20 protein-coding genes and 1 pseudogene are annotated in these 18,711 nt (G+C 70.3%); 9 read left to right on the top strand and 12 right to left on the bottom strand.

The window, feature by feature from the left end; all coding sequences use genetic code 11:
- Nucleotides 1-65: 65 nt before the first annotated feature.
- Nucleotides 66-2,204, bottom strand: coding sequence for an excinuclease ABC subunit UvrB (gene uvrB / locus ACIBW9_RS06150; protein WP_398951649.1), 2,139 nt, complete (start codon nucleotides 2,202-2,204; stop codon nucleotides 66-68).
- 40 nt (nucleotides 2,205-2,244) lie between these two features.
- Complete coding sequence (locus ACIBW9_RS06145; RefSeq protein ID WP_398951647.1) at nucleotides 2,245-3,111, bottom strand: MHYT domain-containing protein; 867 nt, start codon at nucleotides 3,109-3,111, stop codon at nucleotides 2,245-2,247.
- A 280-nt stretch (nucleotides 3,112-3,391) separates the two neighbouring features.
- On the opposite strand from ACIBW9_RS06145, the gene ACIBW9_RS06140 reads away from it, so the two are divergent.
- Both ACIBW9_RS06140 and ACIBW9_RS06135 read left to right on the top strand, forming a co-directional pair.
- A complete protein-coding gene (locus ACIBW9_RS06140) occupies nucleotides 3,392-4,267 on the top strand; it encodes a glycerophosphodiester phosphodiesterase (protein ID WP_398951645.1) in 876 nt (291 codons plus the stop codon).
- A gap of 46 nt (nucleotides 4,268-4,313) precedes the next feature.
- The gene (locus tag ACIBW9_RS06135; RefSeq protein WP_398951643.1) at nucleotides 4,314-4,868 is read left to right on the top strand and encodes a methylated-DNA--[protein]-cysteine S-methyltransferase; all 555 of its coding nucleotides are present in this window, start codon (nucleotides 4,314-4,316) and stop codon (nucleotides 4,866-4,868) included.
- 116 nt (nucleotides 4,869-4,984) lie between these two features.
- Here the strand turns inward: ACIBW9_RS06135 and ACIBW9_RS06130 are convergent, their stop codons facing one another.
- On the bottom strand, nucleotides 4,985-5,413 hold the full coding sequence (locus tag ACIBW9_RS06130) for a VOC family protein (protein ID WP_398951641.1): 429 nt from the start codon (nucleotides 5,411-5,413) through the stop codon (nucleotides 4,985-4,987).
- A 62-nt stretch (nucleotides 5,414-5,475) separates the two neighbouring features.
- Entirely contained in the window at nucleotides 5,476-6,270 is a 795-nt protein-coding gene (locus tag ACIBW9_RS06125) for a methyltransferase (RefSeq protein WP_398951639.1), read from the bottom strand.
- A 252-nt stretch (nucleotides 6,271-6,522) separates the two neighbouring features.
- Here ACIBW9_RS06125 and corA point away from each other — a divergent pair, with 252 nt between their 5' ends.
- Nucleotides 6,523-7,650 carry a magnesium/cobalt transporter CorA gene (gene corA / locus ACIBW9_RS06120; protein ID WP_398951637.1) on the top strand — a complete coding sequence of 376 codons (1,128 nt, stop codon included), beginning with the start codon at nucleotides 6,523-6,525 and terminating at the stop codon, nucleotides 7,648-7,650.
- Nucleotides 7,651-7,668: 18 nt separating this feature from the next.
- On the opposite strand, the gene ACIBW9_RS06115 is transcribed toward corA, so the two are convergent.
- The 3 genes from ACIBW9_RS06115 to ACIBW9_RS06105 all read right to left on the bottom strand — a co-directional run bounded on the left by ACIBW9_RS06115 (nucleotide 7,669) and on the right by ACIBW9_RS06105 (nucleotide 9,358).
- Nucleotides 7,669-8,097 (bottom strand): CBS domain-containing protein, encoded by a 429-nt coding sequence (locus tag ACIBW9_RS06115; protein ID WP_398951635.1) that lies wholly within the window; start codon nucleotides 8,095-8,097, stop codon nucleotides 7,669-7,671.
- A 142-nt stretch (nucleotides 8,098-8,239) separates the two neighbouring features.
- Nucleotides 8,240-8,653, bottom strand: a complete 414-nt coding sequence (locus ACIBW9_RS06110) for a PPOX class F420-dependent oxidoreductase (RefSeq protein ID WP_398951633.1) — start codon at nucleotides 8,651-8,653, stop codon at nucleotides 8,240-8,242.
- 63 nt (nucleotides 8,654-8,716) lie between these two features.
- The gene (locus ACIBW9_RS06105) at nucleotides 8,717-9,358 is read right to left on the bottom strand and encodes a uridine kinase (RefSeq protein ID WP_398951631.1); all 642 of its coding nucleotides are present in this window, start codon (nucleotides 9,356-9,358) and stop codon (nucleotides 8,717-8,719) included.
- Nucleotides 9,359-9,490: 132 nt separating this feature from the next.
- On the opposite strand from ACIBW9_RS06105, the gene ACIBW9_RS06100 reads away from it, so the two are divergent.
- Entirely contained in the window at nucleotides 9,491-10,186 is a 696-nt protein-coding gene (locus ACIBW9_RS06100; RefSeq protein ID WP_398951629.1) for a DUF2293 domain-containing protein, read from the top strand.
- Nucleotides 10,187-10,832: 646 nt separating this feature from the next.
- On the opposite strand, the gene ACIBW9_RS06095 is transcribed toward ACIBW9_RS06100, so the two are convergent.
- Nucleotides 10,833-11,504: a hypothetical protein gene (locus tag ACIBW9_RS06095; protein ID WP_398951627.1), complete on the bottom strand. Its 672-nt coding sequence runs from the start codon at nucleotides 11,502-11,504 to the stop codon at nucleotides 10,833-10,835.
- A gap of 268 nt (nucleotides 11,505-11,772) precedes the next feature.
- On the opposite strand from ACIBW9_RS06095, the gene ACIBW9_RS06090 reads away from it, so the two are divergent.
- Entirely contained in the window at nucleotides 11,773-12,252 is a 480-nt protein-coding gene (locus tag ACIBW9_RS06090) for a DUF1772 domain-containing protein (protein WP_398951625.1), read from the top strand.
- 139 nt (nucleotides 12,253-12,391) lie between these two features.
- Nucleotides 12,392-13,879, top strand: coding sequence for a glutamate synthase subunit beta (locus tag ACIBW9_RS06085; RefSeq protein WP_398951623.1), 1,488 nt, complete (start codon nucleotides 12,392-12,394; stop codon nucleotides 13,877-13,879).
- Nucleotides 13,880-14,042: 163 nt separating this feature from the next.
- On the opposite strand, the gene ACIBW9_RS06080 is transcribed toward ACIBW9_RS06085, so the two are convergent.
- On the bottom strand, nucleotides 14,043-14,525 hold the full coding sequence (locus ACIBW9_RS06080; protein ID WP_398951621.1) for a carboxymuconolactone decarboxylase family protein: 483 nt from the start codon (nucleotides 14,523-14,525) through the stop codon (nucleotides 14,043-14,045).
- 46 nt (nucleotides 14,526-14,571) lie between these two features.
- Between ACIBW9_RS06080 and ACIBW9_RS06075 the strand changes: the two genes are divergently transcribed.
- The gene (locus tag ACIBW9_RS06075) at nucleotides 14,572-16,017 is read left to right on the top strand and encodes a PLP-dependent aminotransferase family protein (protein WP_398951619.1); all 1,446 of its coding nucleotides are present in this window, start codon (nucleotides 14,572-14,574) and stop codon (nucleotides 16,015-16,017) included.
- A gap of 27 nt (nucleotides 16,018-16,044) precedes the next feature.
- Here ACIBW9_RS06075 and ACIBW9_RS06070 read toward each other — a convergent pair.
- The 3 genes and pseudogenes from ACIBW9_RS06070 to ACIBW9_RS06060 all read right to left on the bottom strand — a co-directional run.
- Nucleotides 16,045-16,158: pseudogene (locus ACIBW9_RS06070) on the bottom strand (SAM-dependent methyltransferase); the annotation flags it as partial.
- A gap of 77 nt (nucleotides 16,159-16,235) precedes the next feature.
- The gene (locus ACIBW9_RS06065) at nucleotides 16,236-16,490 is read right to left on the bottom strand and encodes a DUF397 domain-containing protein (RefSeq protein WP_344403925.1); all 255 of its coding nucleotides are present in this window, start codon (nucleotides 16,488-16,490) and stop codon (nucleotides 16,236-16,238) included.
- Complete coding sequence (locus ACIBW9_RS06060) at nucleotides 16,491-17,351, bottom strand: helix-turn-helix domain-containing protein (protein WP_398951616.1); 861 nt, start codon at nucleotides 17,349-17,351, stop codon at nucleotides 16,491-16,493.
- A gap of 228 nt (nucleotides 17,352-17,579) precedes the next feature.
- Here ACIBW9_RS06060 and ACIBW9_RS06055 point away from each other — a divergent pair, with 228 nt between their 5' ends.
- On the top strand, nucleotides 17,580-18,218 hold the full coding sequence (locus ACIBW9_RS06055) for an ATP-binding protein (protein ID WP_398951614.1): 639 nt from the start codon (nucleotides 17,580-17,582) through the stop codon (nucleotides 18,216-18,218).
- Nucleotides 18,209-18,649 (top strand): hypothetical protein, encoded by a 441-nt coding sequence (locus ACIBW9_RS06050; RefSeq protein ID WP_398951612.1) that lies wholly within the window; start codon nucleotides 18,209-18,211, stop codon nucleotides 18,647-18,649. Before ACIBW9_RS06055 ends, ACIBW9_RS06050 begins: the two co-directional genes overlap by 10 nt.
- Nucleotides 18,650-18,711: the final 62 nt, after the last annotated feature.

Here is an 18,711-nt window from a genome sequence, read left to right as displayed (position 1 = left end):
CCGTACTTTGTGTCGGTCTTGCAACACAGAGCGCAGGGCCGAGGTCCGGCAGCGGCAGCGGGTGCTCAGGCCAGGCCCGCCTCCTTCATCTGGCGCAGTTCCTTCTTCATCTCGGAGACCTCGTCGCGCAGCCGCGCCGCGATCTCGAACTGGAGGTCGGCGGCGGCGGCGCGCATGCGCGCCGTCATCTCCTCGATCTGCTCGGCGAGTTCGGCGGCGGGACGGTCGGTCGGAACCGTTTCCTTGGCCTTGCCCTTGGCGGACTTGGCACCACCGGCCGCCTTGGAGCCGAGGGCGGGGACGGGTGCCTTGGCACCCTTGCCGTCCTTCAGCTTGCGGTAGCCCGAGCCGAGCAGCTGCTCCGTGTCGACGTCCTCGCGGGCGATCTGGGCGACGATGTCGTTGATCTTCTTGCGGAGCGGCTGGGGGTCGATGCCGTGGGCCGTGTTGTACGCGACCTGCTTCTCCCGGCGGCGGTTGGTCTCCTCGATGGCCTTCTCCATCGCCGGGGTGATCTTGTCGGCGTACATGTGGACCTGGCCGGAGACATTGCGCGCGGCGCGGCCGATGGTCTGGATCAGCGACGTACCGGAACGCAGGAAGCCTTCCTTGTCGGCGTCGAGGATGGCCACCAGGGACACCTCCGGCAGGTCGAGGCCCTCGCGCAGCAGGTTGATGCCGACCAGGACGTCGAACTCGCCGGAGCGCAGTTCGCGCAGCAGCTCGACGCGGCGCAGGGTGTCGACGTCGCTGTGCAGATAGCGGACCTGGATGCCGAGCTCCAGGAAGTAGTCCGTGAGGTCCTCGGCCATCTTCTTGGTGAGGGTGGTGACCAGGACGCGCTCGTCCTTCTCGGTCCGGGTGCGGATCTCGTGCACCAGGTCGTCGATCTGGCCCTCGGTGGGCTTGACCACGACCTCCGGGTCGATCAGGCCGGTGGGGCGGATGATCTGCTCCACGGCGCCGTCGGCGCGCGAGAGTTCGTAATTGCCCGGGGTCGCCGACAGATAGACCGTCTGCCCGATGCGCTCCTGGAACTCCTCCCACTTCAGCGGCCGGTTGTCGAGGGCGGAGGGCAGGCGGAAGCCGTGGTCGACGAGGGTGCGCTTGCGGGAGGCGTCCCCCTCGTACATCGCGCCGATCTGCGGGACGGTGACGTGTGACTCGTCGATGACGAGGAGGAAGTCGTCCGGGAAGTAGTCGAGCAGGGTGTTCGGCGGGGACCCGGGCGAGCGGCCGTCGAAGTGCATCGAGTAGTTCTCGACGCCGGAGCAGGAGCCGATCTGGCGGAGCATCTCGAGGTCGTACGTGGTGCGCATCCGCAGCCGCTGGGCCTCCAGAAGTTTGCCCTGCTTCTCCAGCTCGGCCAGCCGCTCGCCGAGTTCCTTCTCGATGTCGTTGACGGCCCGCTCCAGGCGCTCCGGTCCCGCCACGTAATGGGAGGCCGGGAAGACGTAGAGCTGCTGGTCGTCGCTGATGATCTCGCCGGTGACCGGGTGGAGCGTGGAGAGCGCCTCGATCTCGTCGCCGAACATCTCGATGCGGACGGCGAGTTCCTCGTATACCGGGAAGATCTCGATGGTGTCGCCGCGGACCCGGAAGGTGCCCCGGGTGAAGGCCAGGTCGTTGCGTGTGTACTGGATGTCGACGAAGCGGCGCAGCAGCTGGTCGCGGTCGATCTCGTCGCCGACTTTCAGGGGGACCATGCGGTCCACGTACTCCTGCGGCGTGCCGAGGCCGTAGATGCAGGAGACCGAGGCGACCACGACGACGTCCCGGCGGGTGAGCAGCGAGTTCGTCGCGGAGTGGCGCAGGCGCTCGACCTCCTCGTTGATCGAGGAGTCCTTCTCGATGTAGGTGTCCGACTGCGGGACGTAGGCCTCGGGCTGGTAGTAGTCGTAGTACGAGACGAAGTACTCGACCGCGTTGTTCGGCAGCAGCTCGCGGAATTCGTTCGCCAGCTGGGCGGCCAGGGTCTTGTTCGGCGCCATCACCAGGGTGGGGCGCTGAAGCTTCTCGATCATCCACGCGGTGGTGGCGGACTTGCCGGTGCCGGTCGCGCCCAGCAGGACGACGTCCTTCTCGCCTGCTTCGATGCGCCGGGCGAGCTCGGCGATGGCCTGCGGCTGGTCGCCGCTGGGCTGATAGGGGCTGACGACCTCGAAGGGCGCCACCGTGCGTTCGATGTTGGAAACGGGCCGCATGGAATCAACCGTACGACCCGGCACTGACAACGCGGGCCGATCAGCGGTTTTGCGGGGTGCGGTAGCTGCGTCGGCCCGGCTGCCGGGCGGGGCGGAGCGGGGGGCGGTGGGCCTGGTGATGGACGGCCGGGTGGGCCGGGACGCCCGGCTTGCTCTCGGCGGGGCTCAGGGCGGGCTTGCCCATGACCATCAGCGGGTCGAACATCACGACCACGGCGGCGAGCAGGAGAAAGGCGAGCGGGCCCACCAGCATGGGCCACAGCAGTGCGGCCGGTGAGTCCCCGGCGGCCGTGGCCGCCGTGTCGTGGAGGTGGACGCTGAGGGCCGCCATGCCCGTGTAGTGCATGCCGCTGACGGCGAGTCCCATGACGAGGCTCGCGCCCACGCTCCACAGGAAGCCCCTGACCTGTCCGGCCGCCCACAGGGCGGCGGTTGCGGCCACCATCGCGATGACGACGGAGGCGGCGACGGTCGCCGTGTTGTATTCCAGCCGTCCGTTCAGGCGCATTCCGGCCATGCCCAGATAGTGCATCGAGGCGATTCCCAGGCCGGTGATCGTGCCCCCGGTGAACAGGGCCGTTCCCTTCGTGCCCTTGTAACCGACGATGAAGATCCCGATACCCACCATGACAATGGCGACACCGAGGCTGGCGAACGTGATCGGCTTGTCGTAGTGGATCGGCGCCTGCTTGACCGTGAACCCCATCATCGCGACGAAGTGCATGGTCCATATGCCGGAGCCGATGGCCGCCGACCCGAGGGCCAGCCAGCCGGGCCGCCAGGAGTGGGCGACGAGCATGGATCTGGTCGTGCAGCGCAGCCCCAGGGCGCCACCGAGGGAGGCCATGAGATAGGCCACCACCGGTGTGACGAGTCCGTAGCTGAATCCGTCGACCGTGCCTTGCATGCGCGGCTGCCCTTCCCGCCCTCTTACGTCCCGGAATTCCCTGAAATGCGCCCCCTCCCAGCACCGCCCGAGCGGTCAGGGTTGAGGCAGAGAGTATGACCCCCACCAGAATGGTCGAACGATTTTCCGGCAAAGAAACACGTCGTTGCCCCAGTTGTGCGGCCCCAGTGAGCGGACTTGGGCGACTCCGTTCAATGTGTGGTCGTTCTGTACGCCACCGTCGTTGACGCTCTGCTGTCACAGTTGAGCTGTCCGTGTTCACACGACGCGAGGAGTACGCATGCACGCGCGCGCAGTCGCCGCCTTCACCACCGCGCTCCTGGGGACCGCCGGCCTGCTGCTGCCCGGCTCCGCCGCGCGGGCCGGCGACGTCGACGCACGGCCGCTGGTCATCGGGCACCGGGGGGCGTCCGCCTACGCGCCCGAGAACACCCTGGCCTCCATCGACAAGGCGGCCCGGCTGGGCATCGCCTGGGTGGAGAACGATGTCCAGCGCACCAAGGACGGTGAGCTCGTCGTCATCCACGACGACAGCCTGCAGCGCACGACCGACGTCGAGGAGGTCTTCCCCTGCCGGACGTCCTGGGAGGTGAAGGACTTCACCGCGGCCGAGATCGCGCGCCTCGACGCGGGGAGCTGGTTCGGCCGCCGCTATGCGGGCGCGCGCGTGCCGACGCTGGACGAGTACATGCGCCGGGTCGAGCACAACCACCAGAAGCTGCTGCTGGAGATCAAGAATCCCGAGCTGTATCCGGGCATCGAACAGCAGACCCTGAAGGTGCTCGGCAACGACGGCTGGCTCGACCCGCAGCACCTGGCCGACCGGCTGATCGTGCAGAGCTTCAGCGCGGACAGCCTGCGGATCGTCCACGACCTGAAGCCGGCCGTCAGGACCAGCTTCCTCGGTACACCGCAGTTCTCGGACCTGCCCGCCTACGCGCGCTTCACCGACGGGATCAATCCCTCCGTCGGCTCCGTCTCGATGGCTTACGTCGCCGCTGTGCACGCGTTCACGGGACCCCACGGCAAGCCGCTCAGCGTCTTCACATGGACCGTGAACGATGCGGACACCGCCCGGCAGATCACCCGGTACGGCGTGGACGGCATCATCACCAACGAGCCCGACGTGGTCCGGGCCGCACTGCAGGAGCCCTGAGCTCCGGTGTCGGGGCGTTGTCAGTGGCGGGTCGTACGGTGGGCGCATGGACAGCGATGGGCAGTACGAACAGCAGGTCGTGTGGGCGGTGGTCGGTACCGGGATCGGTCCGCTGCTACTGGCCGCGACCGGCGAGGGCCTGGTCAACGTCGTGTTCCACGCCACGGACGCGGTGCGTGACAGGGCGCTCGAGCGGCTGGCGTCCCGGCTGGGCCGCGAGCCCGTCGAGGCACCCGGCTCGCCCCTGCTGGCCGAGGCGATACGGCAGGTCGAGGCGTACTTCGCGGGCGAGCGGCGGGACTTCGAGCTGCCGCTGGACTGGTCGCTGATCTCGGGCTTCAACCGGCAGGTTCTGCGCGAACTGGCCACGGGGGTGCCCTACGGCGCGGTCGTGGGGTACGGCGACCTGGCCGGCCGGGTGGGTCAGCCGGGCGCGGCCCAGGCGGTGGGAATGGCCATGGGCTCCAATCCGCTGCCGGTCGTCGTGCCCTGCCACCGGGTGGTGGAGAGCGACGGGGGCATCGGCGGGTTCGGGGGCGGTCTGGAGACCAAGCGCAAACTCCTCGCGTTGGAGGGGGTACTGCCCGAGCCGCTGTTCTGAGACCCGGGCTCCGGGGGCGTGCGCAGGGTGGCGGGACGCGGAGGCGGTAGCAGACTCCCCCATGCCGATGGGGTGCCATGCGCGCGTGGGCACCCCGCTGGACCCAGGGCACCTCGCTAGTCGTAGTGCCGGGCCTCGAAGACGTTCCCGTCCGGGTCGCGGAAGTAGAAGCTGCGCCTGGCCTTTCCGCGGGCGCCGTAGGAGTCGTAGGAGAACTCGGAGACGGGTACGGCGCGTTCCTGGAGGCGGCCGTGCAGGGCGTCGAAGTCGTCGCCGGGCAGGGCCAGGCAGACGTGGTTGACGGGGTGGCCCGCGCTGTCGGCGGCACCGGGGAGCATCTTCATGTGCTCCGCCATGGAGTGGGGCATGAGGTCGAGGATGGTCTCGTCGTTGAGCCGTACCGACGGGAACGACGCCTTCCCCGCGGAGAACTCGGTGATCCTCAGGGGGCGAAGCCCGACCGCCTTCTCGTAGAAGTCCGCCGAGGCGACAGGGTCGTGTACCCACAGGACGACATGGTCGAGACGTGGCGTGTTGTCCGTCATGTCCTTCAGGCTGGTACCGCCTCCTTCTGGCCGCAAGGGTGTCGGAGCTCCCGCTCGAGGGACTACGCCTTGCTCCCCCATGCCGAGATCATCGGGGCCGTGGCCAGGTCCATGCCACCGGCCTCGATGTTCGCCAGGTGGCGGTCGATGTCCTCGTTCGTGGCGAGGTTCGCGGTGACGAGGGTGCCGCGGATCTGGCGGATCGTGGCCGACTCCAGGGCGGCGCAGGCCGGGGAGGTGAGCGGGAAGTACGCATCGGCTTCGACGCCGTGCAGGCCGGCCTCGCGGAGCAGGCGTGGCAGGCGGCGGCCGTAGGAGAGGTCGGCGCCACGGTCGGCGAGCAGCTGCCGGAAGCCGTGCCGCAGACGGTTGGCGAGTCGTTGCTCGGGGCCGTGCTCGTCGGGGCAGACCAGGGGCTGCAGGGCGGGGTCGGCATCCTCGATCAGGAGCCGGCCGCCGGGCCGCAGGGCCTTGATCATCGACCGCAACGCCCGTTCGCGGTCCGGCACATGGACAAGGACGAGCCGGGCGTGCACCAGGTCGAAGCCCTCGCCCGGCGGTTCCTCGGCGCCCACGTCGTGGACGCGCACGTCCACCGGTGGGCGGGCCACGGAGGCGAGCAGCGACGTGTCGATGTCGGTGGCGACGATCTGCCCGGTCGGGCCGACCTTCTCGGCCAGCCAGGACACCACCGAGGTGCCGCCCGCGCCGACCTCCCAGCAGCGCCAGCCGGAGGCGAGGCCGAGCCTTTCGAGGTGCCGGAAGGTGGTGGGGTCGAAGAGGGAGGCGAAGGCGTCGAAGCGCTCTGCCGCCTCGGTCTGCCGGTTGTCGAGCAGATAGCCGTCGGATCGGTTCATGACGCGATCATCCCAGTTGCCCGGCTTGCGGGAAGCGGCGACGAGTCACCTCCCGCAAGCCGGGCAGACGTTCCGTGGGCCAACCCCTTCGTCCACAGGCGGGAACCAAACGGAATGCCCTGTTCCCACAGGCTCACCCACCCCTTACACAGACCTGGCACACTGGCGCGCCAAGGCACAGACAAGCGGCTCACCACGGGGGCGAACCGCGAACCGCGCATCGAGCCCGGAGATCCACGCAAGGAGATCCATATGTCCATGGCAGGGAATCTGCGCAAGGTCACCCACCTCAGCGGGGTGGGCGGCCTGCGCAAGGTGGCACGGCTGGCAAGGCGTCGGCCACGCGTCGACCTGAGTCACCCGGCCCGGTCCCCGCTGGGCTCCTCGGTGGTGAACTGCGTGACGTACCGGGACGGCGTGCGGGTGCCCGGAGGGAGTGATCTGGTCGACGCCGTGGAGCGGGTGCGGAAAAAGGGCGACGGGTTTGTGTGGCTGGGTCTGCACGAGCCGACCGACCAGGAGTTCGCCGGCATCGCCGAGCTCTTCGATCTGCATCCGCTGGCGGTCGAGGACGCGATCGAGGCCCATCAGCGCCCGAAGCTGGAGCGGTACGGCGAGACGCTGTTCGCGGTGTTCAAGACGGTCTGCTACGTCGAGCACGAGGAGCTGACGGCGACCAGCGAGGTGGTGAACACCGGCGAGATCATGGTGTTCGTCGGCGAGGACTTCGTCATCACGGTCCGGCACGGGATGCATGGTTCGCTGGGGCCGCTGCGCGAGGGACTGGAGGCCGACCCGCAGCAACTCGCGAAGGGGCCGGCCGCGGTGCTGCACGCGATCGCGGACCATGTGGTCGACGACTATCTGCTCGTCACCGACTCGGTGCAGGCGGACATCGACCAGGTGGAGATGGACGTGTTCGCGGAGAACGGCGCGCGGGCCGACCCCGGCCGGATCTACCAGCTCAAGCGTGAACTCCTCGAGCTGAAGCGGGCCGTGGTCCCCCTCGGCCGCCCCGTCGAGGACCTGGCGACCCGGCCCATCCGCGTGGTCGACCCGGAGATACAGGCTTACTTCAGGGACGTCCTCGACCATGTCATGCGGGCGAAGGAGCAGATCGCCTCCTTCGACGAACTGCTCAACTCGATCCTGCAGGCCCATCTCGCGCAGGTCACGGTCGCGCAGAACGAGGACATGCGGAAGATCACGGCCTGGGCCGCGGTGATCGCCGTACCGACGATGGTCTGCGGTGTGTACGGCATGAACTTCGATTACATGCCGGAGCTGCACTGGAGTTTCGGCTACCCCCTGGTCATAGGCGTGATGGCGGTGGCGTGCCTGGTGCTGTACCGCGGTTTCCGGCGCAGCGGCTGGCTGTGAGGCGCTCCGTCGGGCGGGTCAGCGCGTCGTGCTCCGCGCGTACACGCTGTGGGCGAAGTCGGCGATCTGCTCCTCCGTCAGATGCCGGGCCACATCGGCCTCGCTGATCATGCCGACCAGCCGCTTGTTCTCGATGACGGGGAGCCGGCGGATCTGGTGGTCCTGCATCTCCCGGAGCACGTCACTGACGTCGGCGTTCGCGTCGATCCAGCGGGGGGTGCCGTGGGCCATCTCGCCGGCGGTGACCTTGGCCGGGTCGTGGCCCATGGCCACGCAGCCGATGACGATGTCGCGGTCGGTGAGGATGCCGCAGAGCCGTTCGTTCTGGTCGCTGATGGGCAGGGCTCCGACGTTCAGTTCGCGCATCAGCTGGGCCGCGCGGTCCAGTGTCTCGTGGGCGGGGATCCACTGGGCGCCACGGTGCATGATGTCTCCGGCGGTGGTCATGGAGTACCTCCCGGTGCCGGACGGCCGGCGCGGTGCGGGGAGGCACCGCTAGTCCCGGCGCCCTACATTGTCGCCGCGCGGCCCGGCACCTGCACCCGGAACCAGGCGGTGACGGGCGGCCGGCAGACGCCGCCCAGAAGCCTCAGGCCGAGAAACCCACGATCTTCCGCGGGACGATGCGGATGATCACGCGGACCTCGTCGTCCTTCTCGCCGGGCGGGTCGATGCCGAGGTACTTGTGCGAGAGCTCGTACGGGAGCCGCTTGCCCTCGTCGGGGAGGATCTCGGCGGTGCCGCGGATCTCGACCGAGGTGTAGGGGTCGGCGAGATCGAAGACCGAGAGGCTGATGCGGGGGTCGCGGCGGAGGTTGCGCACCTTCTGGCGCCCGTCGGTGGAGGAGAAGAGCACGGTGTCGCCCTCCCGCTTGATCCAGACCACTGAGTTCTGCGGGGCGCCGTCGGGGCCGAGGGTGGCGACGCTGGCGAAGTTCTTGCCGTCGAGGAGGGTGCGGACGGAGTCGGTGAAGGGGACGGGATCACTCGAGGAGGTCGTCATGGGACCACAGTAACTACATGCGCATGCATGTAAAAGGGGTTTGCCGATCAACCCCTCGGTGGTTCAACCCCTCCAGGCCGGATGGCGCGGGTCGTCGGCTCGCACCAGGACGTCGGCCATGCCCGCCGGGTCGGTCTCGTCCGCGTAGCGCTGGAAGGCGGGGAGTGTCCAGTGGTCGGCCTCGGGGGTGCGGCGGCGGAGGGCGGCGGGTGAGAGGAGGACATGGACAGTGAGGTCGAAGGGGAACCAGTGACGCAGCAGGAGGGGGCCGTGCAGCAACAGGAAGCCGCCGCGCGGGAGTTGGGTGTAGGGGCTGCGGGTGGCGCGGTCGGTGACCGGGTCCCACAGGTCGGGCAGGACGCGTCCGTCGCCGTCGGGTTCGAGGGGGCCGAACACCTCGCGCCACAGGGCGCCGGTGTCCAACCAGCCGTCGTAATAGGCGTCGACGTCGTGGTGGCCGTACTCGAGACGGACGGAGGCGGGTCGCAGAAAGCCCTCCGCGCCGACGGTCAGCGAGGGGCGGCCGCGTACCCGCAGGGCTTCGGCGACGCGTTCGGCGAGGTCTCGCGGGTGGGCCGCCGGGGCTCCGTCGAAGGCGATGCGGGGCCAGGGGCTGCCGTCGGTGGGCTTGAGGTCGAGCAGTCGCTCGGCCAGGAGGTCGCCGAGCCGGTCCCAGGTGATCGCTTCGAGTCGCACATCGCCCATGATGCGTCAGCCGTCGGCCGGGGTACGCCTCGCGCCCAAGAGGGGGCGGCGTGGAAGAGGGGTGGAGGGCGGGGGTGCAGTGGGCGTGATTTCGCGGTAGTCCGCCGTGCCCTCGGGGGGAAGGAAACACCTATGGCACGTCTTGCAACTCCTGCGCACCGCACCGGGATTGTCGTCTTCCAGCCGATCAAGAGACGGCACTGCGGGGAGTGTCATGCGGGGCCGTTGCCGCTGCTTGTGCTCGAGGAGGGCGCACCGCGGTGTCTCGACTGTGCCGACCTCGGGCATCTGGTGTTCCTGCCGCGCGGCGACACCGCGCTGACCCGGCGGTCGCGGGAGGAGAGTGCGCTGTCGGCGGTCGTGGTGCGCTTCAACCGGCGCAAAGCGCGGTACGAGCGGCAGGGCGTCCTGGTCGAGGAGGCGGGGCTCGCCCGGGCAGAGGAGCGGTGCCTGGCGGACGCGGAGGCGCGGCGGCGGCGCCGGGTGCGGGACGCCCGGCGGCGGATCGCGGAGGACCTGCGGTTCACGGAGGCGTTCGCGGCGGAGATACGACGACTGTTTCCCGGGTGCCCGGCGGAGCGGGCCCGGGCGATCGCGGCGCATGCGTCGGTGCGGGGCAGCGGGCGGGTGGGCCGGAGCGCGGCGGGGCGGGCACTGTCCGAGACGGCGGTGGTCTCGGCGGTCGCGGCCTCCGTACGGCACATGGACACGCCGTACGACCAGCTGCTGATGAGCGGGGTACCACGGCACGAGGCCCGTCGACGGATAGGGGCGGCGGTGGAGACGGTGCTGCGGGGGTGGCGCTCGGGAGGGGCGGGGGTCGGTTGACGCGGGGGCGGGTGCCGGCGTGACGCGGGATGGGTGGCGAAAGGCCGGGGGCCGTGGGCGCGCGAGTACGGGGCCCGCAGGCGCAAGGCCGGAAAGGCGGATCCGCTGAGGAAGGCCCCCGGTCAGGTCCAGAAAGGTCGAAGCCCATCGGCGACAGGCCGCGGTCCATTGGCAAAGGCCAAGGTCCGTGCGTGACAGGCCGCGGTCGCCCACGAAAGGGCGAGGCCCATGGCGACAAGGCCGAGGACGACTCACGAAGGGAGGGGGCCATCGGCAAAAGAACCAGGTCAATTGATGACAGGCAGGGCCATTGGCGCAAGACGGGGTTTCGTTGGCGAGGAACCGGGCCCGGTTGACGAAAGGACGAGACCCATTGACGGCAGGGCCGCAGTCGCGCCACGAAAGGCCAAGGCCCGCCAGCGACAGAGCGGGTCGATTCACAAAATCCGGGGCCGTCGGCAGAAGGCCCGGGTCGGTTGGCGAAAGGCGAGGCCATTGACGCAACACGGGGGTTCCTTGATGAAGAACCGGACTCGGTTACCGAATGGCCGAGGCCCCTTGACGAAAGAGCCGGGCGTGCTGGCGAGAGGCTCGGGTGGGCCGGTGACAGGCCGGGACCGTTCTGCAAGACGCACCGAGGCGTCGGCTACAGGCACGGGGCCCCTGCCGAAGGCAGATCGGGCGGCAGCCGACCCGTCGGCGCCGAGGTCGCGATCGGCTCCGACGGCAGCCGGTCCGCTGGCGTCGCGACCACGATCAGCTCCCGCGGCATCCAGCCGACCGACACTGCAAGCGGCGACTGCGACGGCAGCCAGCCGACCCGCGCCGCGACCGCGATCAGCTCCAACGGCAGCCAGCCCGCTGGCGCCGCCACCACGACCGACTCCCGCGCCAGCCAGCCCACCGGCACCGCAAGCGGCGACTGCGACGGCAGCCAGCCGACCCGCGCCGCGACCGCGATCAGCTCCAACGGCAGCCGGTCCGCTGGCGCCGCCACCACGACCGACTCCCGCGCCAGCCAGCCCACCGGCACCGCAAGCAGCGGCTCCGACAGCAACCAGCCCCTCGACACCGCCACCACGATCAGCCCCAACGGCAGCCAGCCCGCTGGCGCCGCCACCACGACCGACTCCCGCGCCAACCAGCCCACCGGCACCGCAAGCAGCGGCTCCGACAGCAACCAGCCCCTCGACACCGCCACCACGATCAGCTCCAACGGCAGCCAGCCCGCTGACGCCGCCACCACGACCGACTCCCACGCCAGCCAGCCCACCGGCACCGCAAGCAGCGGCTGCAACGGCAGCCAGCCGGTCGACACCGAAGTCGCGATCAAATCCGGCGGCAGCCAGCCCGCTCACGCCGCCACCACGACCGGCTCCCACGCCAGCCAGCCGACCCGCGCCGCAAGCGGCGACTCCGACAGCAGCCGGCCAACCCGCGTCGCGACCCGCAGTCGCCGGATCGCGCCTGGACGCTCGCGTATGTGGCCGCGTCCCTCGGCCATGGTCACTGTGCTCGTACGGGAATTCACTTGGGGTGACGGGAGGTGCCGGGGAAGATCTCGGCTCTACGCGGGAGTTGACGACATGATCGCTGGACCGTATTTCTGGCTGACGGTGCTGGGTGTGCTCGGGACCGGTCTGGTGGCCGGGGTGTTCTGCGGTTTCTCGACGTTTGTGATGAGGGGGCTCGCCGCGCTGCCTCCCGCGCAGGGCGTGGCCGCGATGAACGCGATCAATGCGACCGCGGTGATGCCGGCGTTCATGCTGGTGTTCGTGGGGTCGGCGGTGCTGTGCGCGGTGCTCGCCGTGGTGACGTTCGTGCTGTGGCCGGAGGACGGGAGGGCGGAGCTGCTGGTGGGCAGCGCGCTGTATCTGTTCGGCTCGTTCGGGGTGACCATGGTCGCGAACGTGCCGCGCAACGACATACTGGCCAAGCTGGATCCGGGCACCCCGGAAGCCGCCGCGTACTGGCCGTCGTACATACGCGAGTGGACGTTCTGGAACCACGTGCGGATGGTCGCCTCGGCCGGTTCTGCGGTGGCGTACGTGCTGGCGCTGACCTGAGCGGAAGGGCAGGACGGGAGGCAGGGCGGAAAGCGCTGTCCATCTCCCCTGCGCACGGGGCCCGGGAGTCGTATCGTGGCCGAAAGAGTGCCGCCCGATGACGCACGGCTCGTCGTACGCGTAGGCAAGGAAGACGGCCATGGCCGATCCCAAGGGATTCATGACCACGCCTCGCCAGGACTGGCCCCGCCGCCCGGTAGCGGAACGGGTCCAGGACTGGGACGAGGTCTACGTCCCCGGGGCGCTGCTGCCCATCATCAACAAGCAGGCGGACCGCTGCATGGACTGCGGCATACCGTTCTGCCACGACGCATGTCCGCTCGGGAATCTGATACCCGAGTGGAACGACCTGGTCAGCCGGGACGACTGGCGGCAGGCGGCCGACCGGCTGCATGCCACGAACAACTTCCCCGAGTTCACCGGGCGGTTGTGTCCCGCGCCGTGCGAGGCGGGGTGCGTGCTCGCCATCAACCAGCCCGCGGTCACGATCAAGAACGTCGAGGCCGCCATCGCGGACCAGGCCTGGGAGCTGGGGTTCGCGCCGCCGCGGCCGCCGGACCGGCTGTCCGGGCGGACCGTCGCGGTGATCGGGTCCGGGCCGACCGGGCTGGCCGCGGCCCAGCAGCTGACACGGGCCGGGCACACGGTCGCCGTGTACGAGAAGGACGACCGGCTCGGCGGGCTGATGCGGTACGGCATTCCCGAGTTCAAGATGGAGAAGCACCATCTGGACCGGCGGCTGGAGCAGATGCGGGCCGAGGGGACCAAGTTCCGTACGTCGACGGCGGTCGGGCGGGACGTCGGGGCGACGGAGCTGCGGGCCCGGTACGACGCCGTGGTGATCGCGACGGGGGCGACCGCCTGGCGTGAACTGCCCGTACCCGGACGGGAGTTGGCAGGGATACAGCAGGCGATGGAGTATCTGCCGCTGGCCAACCGGGTGTGCGAGGGGGACTTGGAGAGCTCCCCGATGTCCGCCGCCGGGAAGCACGTCGTCATCGTCGGCGGCGGTGACACCGGGGCGGACTGTCTGGGGACCGCGGTGCGCGAAGGGGCCGCGTCCGTCACGCAGTTGGACATCTACGCCCAGCCCGGCGCCACGCGCGACGAGGACGCCGAACCCTGGCCGACGTACCCGAAGATCTACCGGTTGTCGGCCGCCCACGAGGAGGCCCGGGATCTGGAGACGGCGCCGGCGGCGGACGCGGACGCCCGGCTGTTCGCGGCGTCCACGCTCCGCTTCACCGGCGACGAGAGCGGGCATGTGCGGTCGCTGCACCTGGTCGAGGTGGACGCGGCCCGGCGTCCACGGCCCGGCACCGGGCGGACGCTCCCCGCCGACCTCGTGCTGCTCGCGCTCGGCTTCTCCGGGCCCGACCGGGAGGACGGCCTCGTGGACCAGCTGGGGCTGGCGATGGAGCCACGCGGGACGATCACCCGGGATGCGGGGTTCGCGACGAATGTGCCCGGTGTGTTCGCGGCCGGGGACGCCGCACGCGGCCAGTCGCTGATCGTGTGGGCGATCGCGGAGGGGCGGGCGGTGGCGGCGGCCGTCGACCGTTATCTGACGGGGAGTTCGCGGCTGCCGGCGCCCATCGGGCCGTACGACCGTCCGATGACGGTGTAGCAACCGTCGGTCCGGCAGGAGCCTGTCGTTCGGATCAGGTCGGCTGTAGCTGACGGCGCTTGCCGGCTGCCCCCGAGCGGGACAATGGGGGTCCCCCCACACCCTTGAGGCAGTGGGGGGCGTGCCAGGCCCCGCGACGCCCGGCTGATCCAAACGGCAGGCCCTAGCGGCGCCGCTCGTCCGTCCCCGCCACCTTGCCCGTCGAGAGGGCCACCCGGTTCCAGGTGTTGATGGTGAGGATCAGGGCGAGGACGTGGGCCAGTTCCTGCTCGTCGAACTGGGCCGCGGCCTGCGCGTAGACCTCGTCCGGGACGCCGCCGTCGGCCACCAGTGTCACCGCCTCGGTCAGGGCGAGAGCGGCCTGTTCCCGCTCGGTGAAGAAGTGGCGGGCCTCGCGCCAGACGGCGACCATGTGCAGCCGGTCCTCGCTCTCGCCGGCCTTGCGGGCGTCATTGGTGTGCATGTGCAGGCAGTACGCGCAGTGGTTGAGGTGCGAGGCCCGGATCTGGATCAGTTCGACGAGGGCCGGGTCGAGTCCCTCACGGGCGGCGGCGTCGAAACCGATGAGGGCGCGGAAGACCTTCGGGGCGGACTTCGCGAAGTCCAGGCGGGCCGTCGTCGTGATGTGCGTCGTGTTCGTCGTCATGTGTCCAACCTATGGGCCTGAAAGACCGGCTGTAGGGTGCATTTCCATGGCGAATTCGTGGGTCAATTCCGCTGAGCAGATCGGGGCCGACCTGCATCTGGAGCTGGTCGAGGCGGGTGGGCGGCGGGCCGCGCTCATCGGGGCGCTGCGCGAGGCCGTGCGGGAGGGGCGGCTTGCTCCCGGCACCCGGCTGCCGCCGTACCGCTCGCTCGCCGCCGACCTCGGTGTCGCCCGCAACACGGTGGCCGACGCGTATGCGGAACTGGTCGCCGAAGGCTGGCTGAGCGCCCGGCAGGGCTCGGGCACCCGGGTGGCAGACCGCGCCGAACCGCTGCGGCAGGCCGCGCGGACGCCCCGAAAGGCACCTCCACGCGCGCGTGGCCCGCGCCACGATCTGCGCCAGGGCACCCCGGACGCGTCCGCTTTCCCGCGTGCGGCCTGGCTGGCGTCCTATCGGCGGGCATTGCAACAGGCGCCCAACGAGGTGTTCGGCCCCGGTGATCCCGCCGGCCGGATCGAGCTCCGGGAGGCGCTCACGGAGTATCTGGCACGCGCGCGTGGTGTGCGCACCGAGCCGGACCGGATCGTGATCTGCTCCGGTTTCGCGCACGGGCTGCGGCTGCTCTTCGGCGGCCGGGACCGGGTCCTCGCCGGGCCGCTGGCCGTGGAGGCGTACGGGCTGCCGTTCCACCGGGAGCTGCTGGCGGCCGCGGGCGTGCGGACCGTACCCCTGCCCCTGGACGAACAGGGCGCGCGGGTGGACCGGCTGGCGCGGGAGCGGGCCGTTCTGCTCACGCCCGCGCACCAGTTCCCCACCGGCGGACCACTGCACGCGGAGCGCCGGGCAGCGGTGGTGGACTGGGCACGCGCGCGTGGCGGGGTGGTGGTGGAGGACGACTACGACGGGGAGTTCCGTTACGACCGCAGGCCCGTCGGGGCGGTCCAGGGGCTCGACCCCGAGCGGGTGATCCTGCTCGGCTCGGTGAGCAAGAGCCTGTCGCCGGCCGTGCGGCTGGGCTGGATGGTGCTGCCCGGGCGGTATGTGGACGGTGTGCTCGCGGCCAAGGGCGAGCGCGAGGCGTGGGCGAGCGTCCTCGACCAGCTGAGCCTTGCCGACTTCATCGTCTCCGGCTCGTACGACCGTCATGTGCGGCGCATGCGGCAGCGGTACCGCAGCCGCCGTGACCGCCTCGTCGCGGCGCTCGCCGCGCACGCACCGCACATCGAGGTCACCGGGGTGGCGGCGGGCCTGCATGCGGTGCTGCGGCTGCCGCCCGGCACGGAACGGTCCGCCGTCAAGGCCGCCGACTGGCAGGGCGTCGCCCTGGACGGACTGGCCGCATTCCGTCACCCGGCAGCGGACATGGCGGCCCGGGACGGCCTGGTCGTGGGGTACGCGACGCCCTCCGAGCATGCGTACGGGGCGGCGTTGGAGGCACTGTGCCGGGTGCTGCCGCCGGAGGCGGACGAGCCTCCTCGCGCCTCCCGGTGACCGCCGGGGTCAGGGCTTGCGCCCCCACCGCCCCGTACCGCGGTCCACCGGGTAGTTGTCCTTGCCGCCGAGGCACCAGTCGTACATCCGGGCGGTATGCGGCTTGCTGGTGTCGATCTCAACCATTAATTGATGACCCATCAGTTCACAATCAAGACTTGGTTCACCATCAGGACTGGCAGTTGATCAAGGGTCCTAGCAGGCGCCGGACCAACACGTCACGACAACAGGAAGTCCGCCTCCCCCGCCTTGGCGCCCTCGATGAACGCCGTCATCTCGTCGGTGGTGTAGATCAGCGCGGGCCCGTCCGGGTCGGTGGACTGGCGGACGGCGATCCGGCCGTCGGCCAGCTTCATCGCCTCCAGGCAGTTGCCGCCGTTGCCGCCGCTCCACGGCTTGAGCCAGCCCTCGCTGCCCAACTCCCGTGCGGGCATGCCGTTGTAGACGTGGCCCCGCGCCTTGATGCGATCCATTCACAGCTCCTTGCGGAGATCCTCGAGGATCTCCTTCGTGCGATGTGCCGTAGCGGCCTGTGCCGCCATGCGGTCCATGACCTCGAGGTGGGTCGCCACCTCGGGGCGCGCGTCGAGGTAGACGGCGCCGGTCAGGTACTCGCTGTAGACCATGTCCGGCAGTTCTGACATGGCAAATCGGAACAGCACGAAGGGCCCGTACGTACCGGGGTGCGGGCCGCCCGCGAAGGGCGCGACCTGCACGGTCACGTTGGGCAGCTTCGTGGCCTCGAGCAGTCTGTCGATCTGGGCACGCATCACCTCCGGGCCGCCGACCGGGCGGCGCAGCGCGGTCTCGTCCAGGACGGCCCAGAAGCGGGGCGCGTCCTGGCGGGTGAGCAGTTCCTGGCGTTGTATGCGCAGGGCGACATGGCGCTCGATGTCCTCGGGGCTGGTCTGGCCGATCGCACCCGAGCGCAGGACTCCGCGGGCGTAGTCCTCGGTCTGCAGCAGACCGGGAACGAAGTGGGGGTCGTAGGAGCGGATGAGGCTCGCGGCGCCCTCCAGGCTGACGTACATGGAGAACCAGCCGGGCAGGATGTCGTGGAACCGCTGCCACCAGCCGGGCCTGTTGGCCTCCTCGGCCAGCCGCACGAAGTCCTCGGTCTCCTCGTCCGAGACGCCGTAGGACTTCAGGAGCAGCTGGAGGTACGGGATTTTGAGGGAGACCTCGGCCGTCTCCATGCGGCGGACGGTGGCGGGGGCGACCCGGAGGATGCGGGCGGCCTCCTCGCGCTTGAGGCCGGCGTGCTCCCGCAGCTCCAACAGGCGGCGGCCGAGGACGACTTGACCGACCGTCGGCGCGGACCGCGGTTCGCTCACCCTCCACCTCCCGTGGCCGCTGAAAGTCCAAAAAAGCATGCTGACAGCCATACGGCGCCATTCGAAGACCTATTCGAAGATCTGTACGGTTTCGTACGGGTCTCCGTCGATCCCAAGTGGCGCCGCGTGACGTGCTGTTGCGAGCAGTGTGCCACGGCCTGCCACACCGTCACAGGCACTCTGCAATTTTCAGAGTGACACTTGCCAAGTGTTCACGCCGGGGCGATAGTGGCAAGCGTGATTCCGTCCGCGCCCTTAGGAACAGACGCCGCCGAAGGCCGCCCCCACAGCCTCGGTGCACGCCACGCGGGGGCCATCGCCGAGCGCCGGTTCCGCTTCGAGCTGACCGCGCACCCGGCTTCTCCCGCGCAGGCCAGACGCCTGACGAGGGCCCGGCTGAACGTCTGGTCGGTGTGCGAGGACATCTGCGACACCGCGGCTCTGGTCATCTCCGAGCTGGTCACCAACGCCCTTGTGCACACGGCGAGCAGTCACATCGTCTGCGAGCTGCACGACGGCGACGAGTTGGTGCGCATAGCCGTGCATGACGAGGGCTGCTCCCCGGGTGCGCCCCATGCGTCGCGGGCGCGGCCCGAGGAGGAGCACGGGAGGGGGCTGCTCCTCATCGACGCGCTGTGCGACGCATGGGGCGCCCATGAGCACGGTCCTGGGCTGCTGGTCTGGGCGGAGCTGCCGCGCAAGGCCGACACGCCCCGACATGACTGCGGGCCCTGTAGCGACCTGGGCTGGGGAGCCCGTCCCAAGCCGGGCCCGGCCGGTGGTTCGGGTGACGAGGACGAGGCGGCCGCACCACGCGGTGGGGACGCACACCACGGGCAGCACGGGACGGGGGCCGCATGGCGGTGAGCGCTGCGTCCGGCGGCGGGGTGCTGAGCCTGGACACGCTGGTCCGTCTCGGGCGCGGAGTGCGCACGCCGGGCAGGTCCCGGCGGCTGCCGGTGCCGGACGGCATGACGGCCCCGATGGGCTGTGACGCCGTGGAGGTGCCGGCCCGCTTCGGCCCGCTGGTGCTGTCCCGGCTGCCGCGCGTGGGGTGCGTGTACGCCGACGCGCTGCACTGGTGGTGGCTCGTCCCGTCCGACTCCGACTACGCACTTCAGTGGCCGACGCCCGCGCAGTACGCCGCCGGGGCGCTAGTTCCGGACGCCCCGGCGGTCCCCGACCTCATCCACCGGCCGGCCGGCACACTCCCGTACACCCCACCGATCCCGCTGTATCTGGCGCTGTGCCGGGTGACGGGGACGCCGCCGACGTGGTCGCGGCCGGCCGCCGCATGACCCTCGTGGTTGCGTAAACATCGCGCCCTTGCCGGGCGTACGCCCGCGCGCTCGCCCAGCCG

The sequence above is a fragment of the Streptomyces sp. NPDC049541 genome (assembly GCF_044465725.1).
GTDB lineage: Bacteria > Actinomycetota > Actinomycetes > Streptomycetales > Streptomycetaceae > Streptomyces.
Note: the sequence above shows the minus strand (reverse complement) of the source record. Positions and strands in the feature narration are given on the sequence as shown.

Excerpts from the sequence above, each read along its gene's own strand:
- ACIBW9_RS06085 (WP_398951623.1), top strand. The coding sequence starts at position 12,392 with ATGGCCGATCCCAAGGGATTCATGACCACGCCTCGCCAGGACTGGCCC.
- ACIBW9_RS06130 (WP_398951641.1), bottom strand. The coding sequence starts at position 5,413 with ATGACGGACAACACGCCACGTCTCGACCATGTCGTCCTGTGGGTACAC.
- ACIBW9_RS06090 (WP_398951625.1), top strand. The coding sequence starts at position 11,773 with ATGATCGCTGGACCGTATTTCTGGCTGACGGTGCTGGGTGTGCTCGGG.
- ACIBW9_RS06100 (WP_398951629.1), top strand. The coding sequence starts at position 9,491 with ATGGCACGTCTTGCAACTCCTGCGCACCGCACCGGGATTGTCGTCTTC.
- ACIBW9_RS06145 (WP_398951647.1), bottom strand. The coding sequence starts at position 3,111 with ATGCAAGGCACGGTCGACGGATTCAGCTACGGACTCGTCACACCGGTG.
- uvrB (WP_398951649.1), bottom strand. The coding sequence starts at position 2,204 with ATGCGGCCCGTTTCCAACATCGAACGCACGGTGGCGCCCTTCGAGGTC.
- ACIBW9_RS06065 (WP_344403925.1), bottom strand. The coding sequence starts at position 16,490 with ATGGATCGCATCAAGGCGCGGGGCCACGTCTACAACGGCATGCCCGCA.
- ACIBW9_RS06050 (WP_398951612.1), top strand. The coding sequence starts at position 18,209 with ATGGCGGTGAGCGCTGCGTCCGGCGGCGGGGTGCTGAGCCTGGACACG.
- ACIBW9_RS06110 (WP_398951633.1), bottom strand. The coding sequence starts at position 8,653 with ATGACGACCTCCTCGAGTGATCCCGTCCCCTTCACCGACTCCGTCCGC.
- ACIBW9_RS06115 (WP_398951635.1), bottom strand. The coding sequence starts at position 8,097 with ATGACCACCGCCGGAGACATCATGCACCGTGGCGCCCAGTGGATCCCC.
- ACIBW9_RS06105 (WP_398951631.1), bottom strand. The coding sequence starts at position 9,358 with ATGGGCGATGTGCGACTCGAAGCGATCACCTGGGACCGGCTCGGCGAC.
- corA (WP_398951637.1), top strand. The coding sequence starts at position 6,523 with ATGTCCATGGCAGGGAATCTGCGCAAGGTCACCCACCTCAGCGGGGTG.
- ACIBW9_RS06125 (WP_398951639.1), bottom strand. The coding sequence starts at position 6,270 with ATGAACCGATCCGACGGCTATCTGCTCGACAACCGGCAGACCGAGGCG.
- ACIBW9_RS06080 (WP_398951621.1), bottom strand. The coding sequence starts at position 14,525 with ATGACGACGAACACGACGCACATCACGACGACGGCCCGCCTGGACTTC.
- ACIBW9_RS06135 (WP_398951643.1), top strand. The coding sequence starts at position 4,314 with ATGGACAGCGATGGGCAGTACGAACAGCAGGTCGTGTGGGCGGTGGTC.
- ACIBW9_RS06140 (WP_398951645.1), top strand. The coding sequence starts at position 3,392 with ATGCACGCGCGCGCAGTCGCCGCCTTCACCACCGCGCTCCTGGGGACC.
- ACIBW9_RS06075 (WP_398951619.1), top strand. The coding sequence starts at position 14,572 with ATGGCGAATTCGTGGGTCAATTCCGCTGAGCAGATCGGGGCCGACCTG.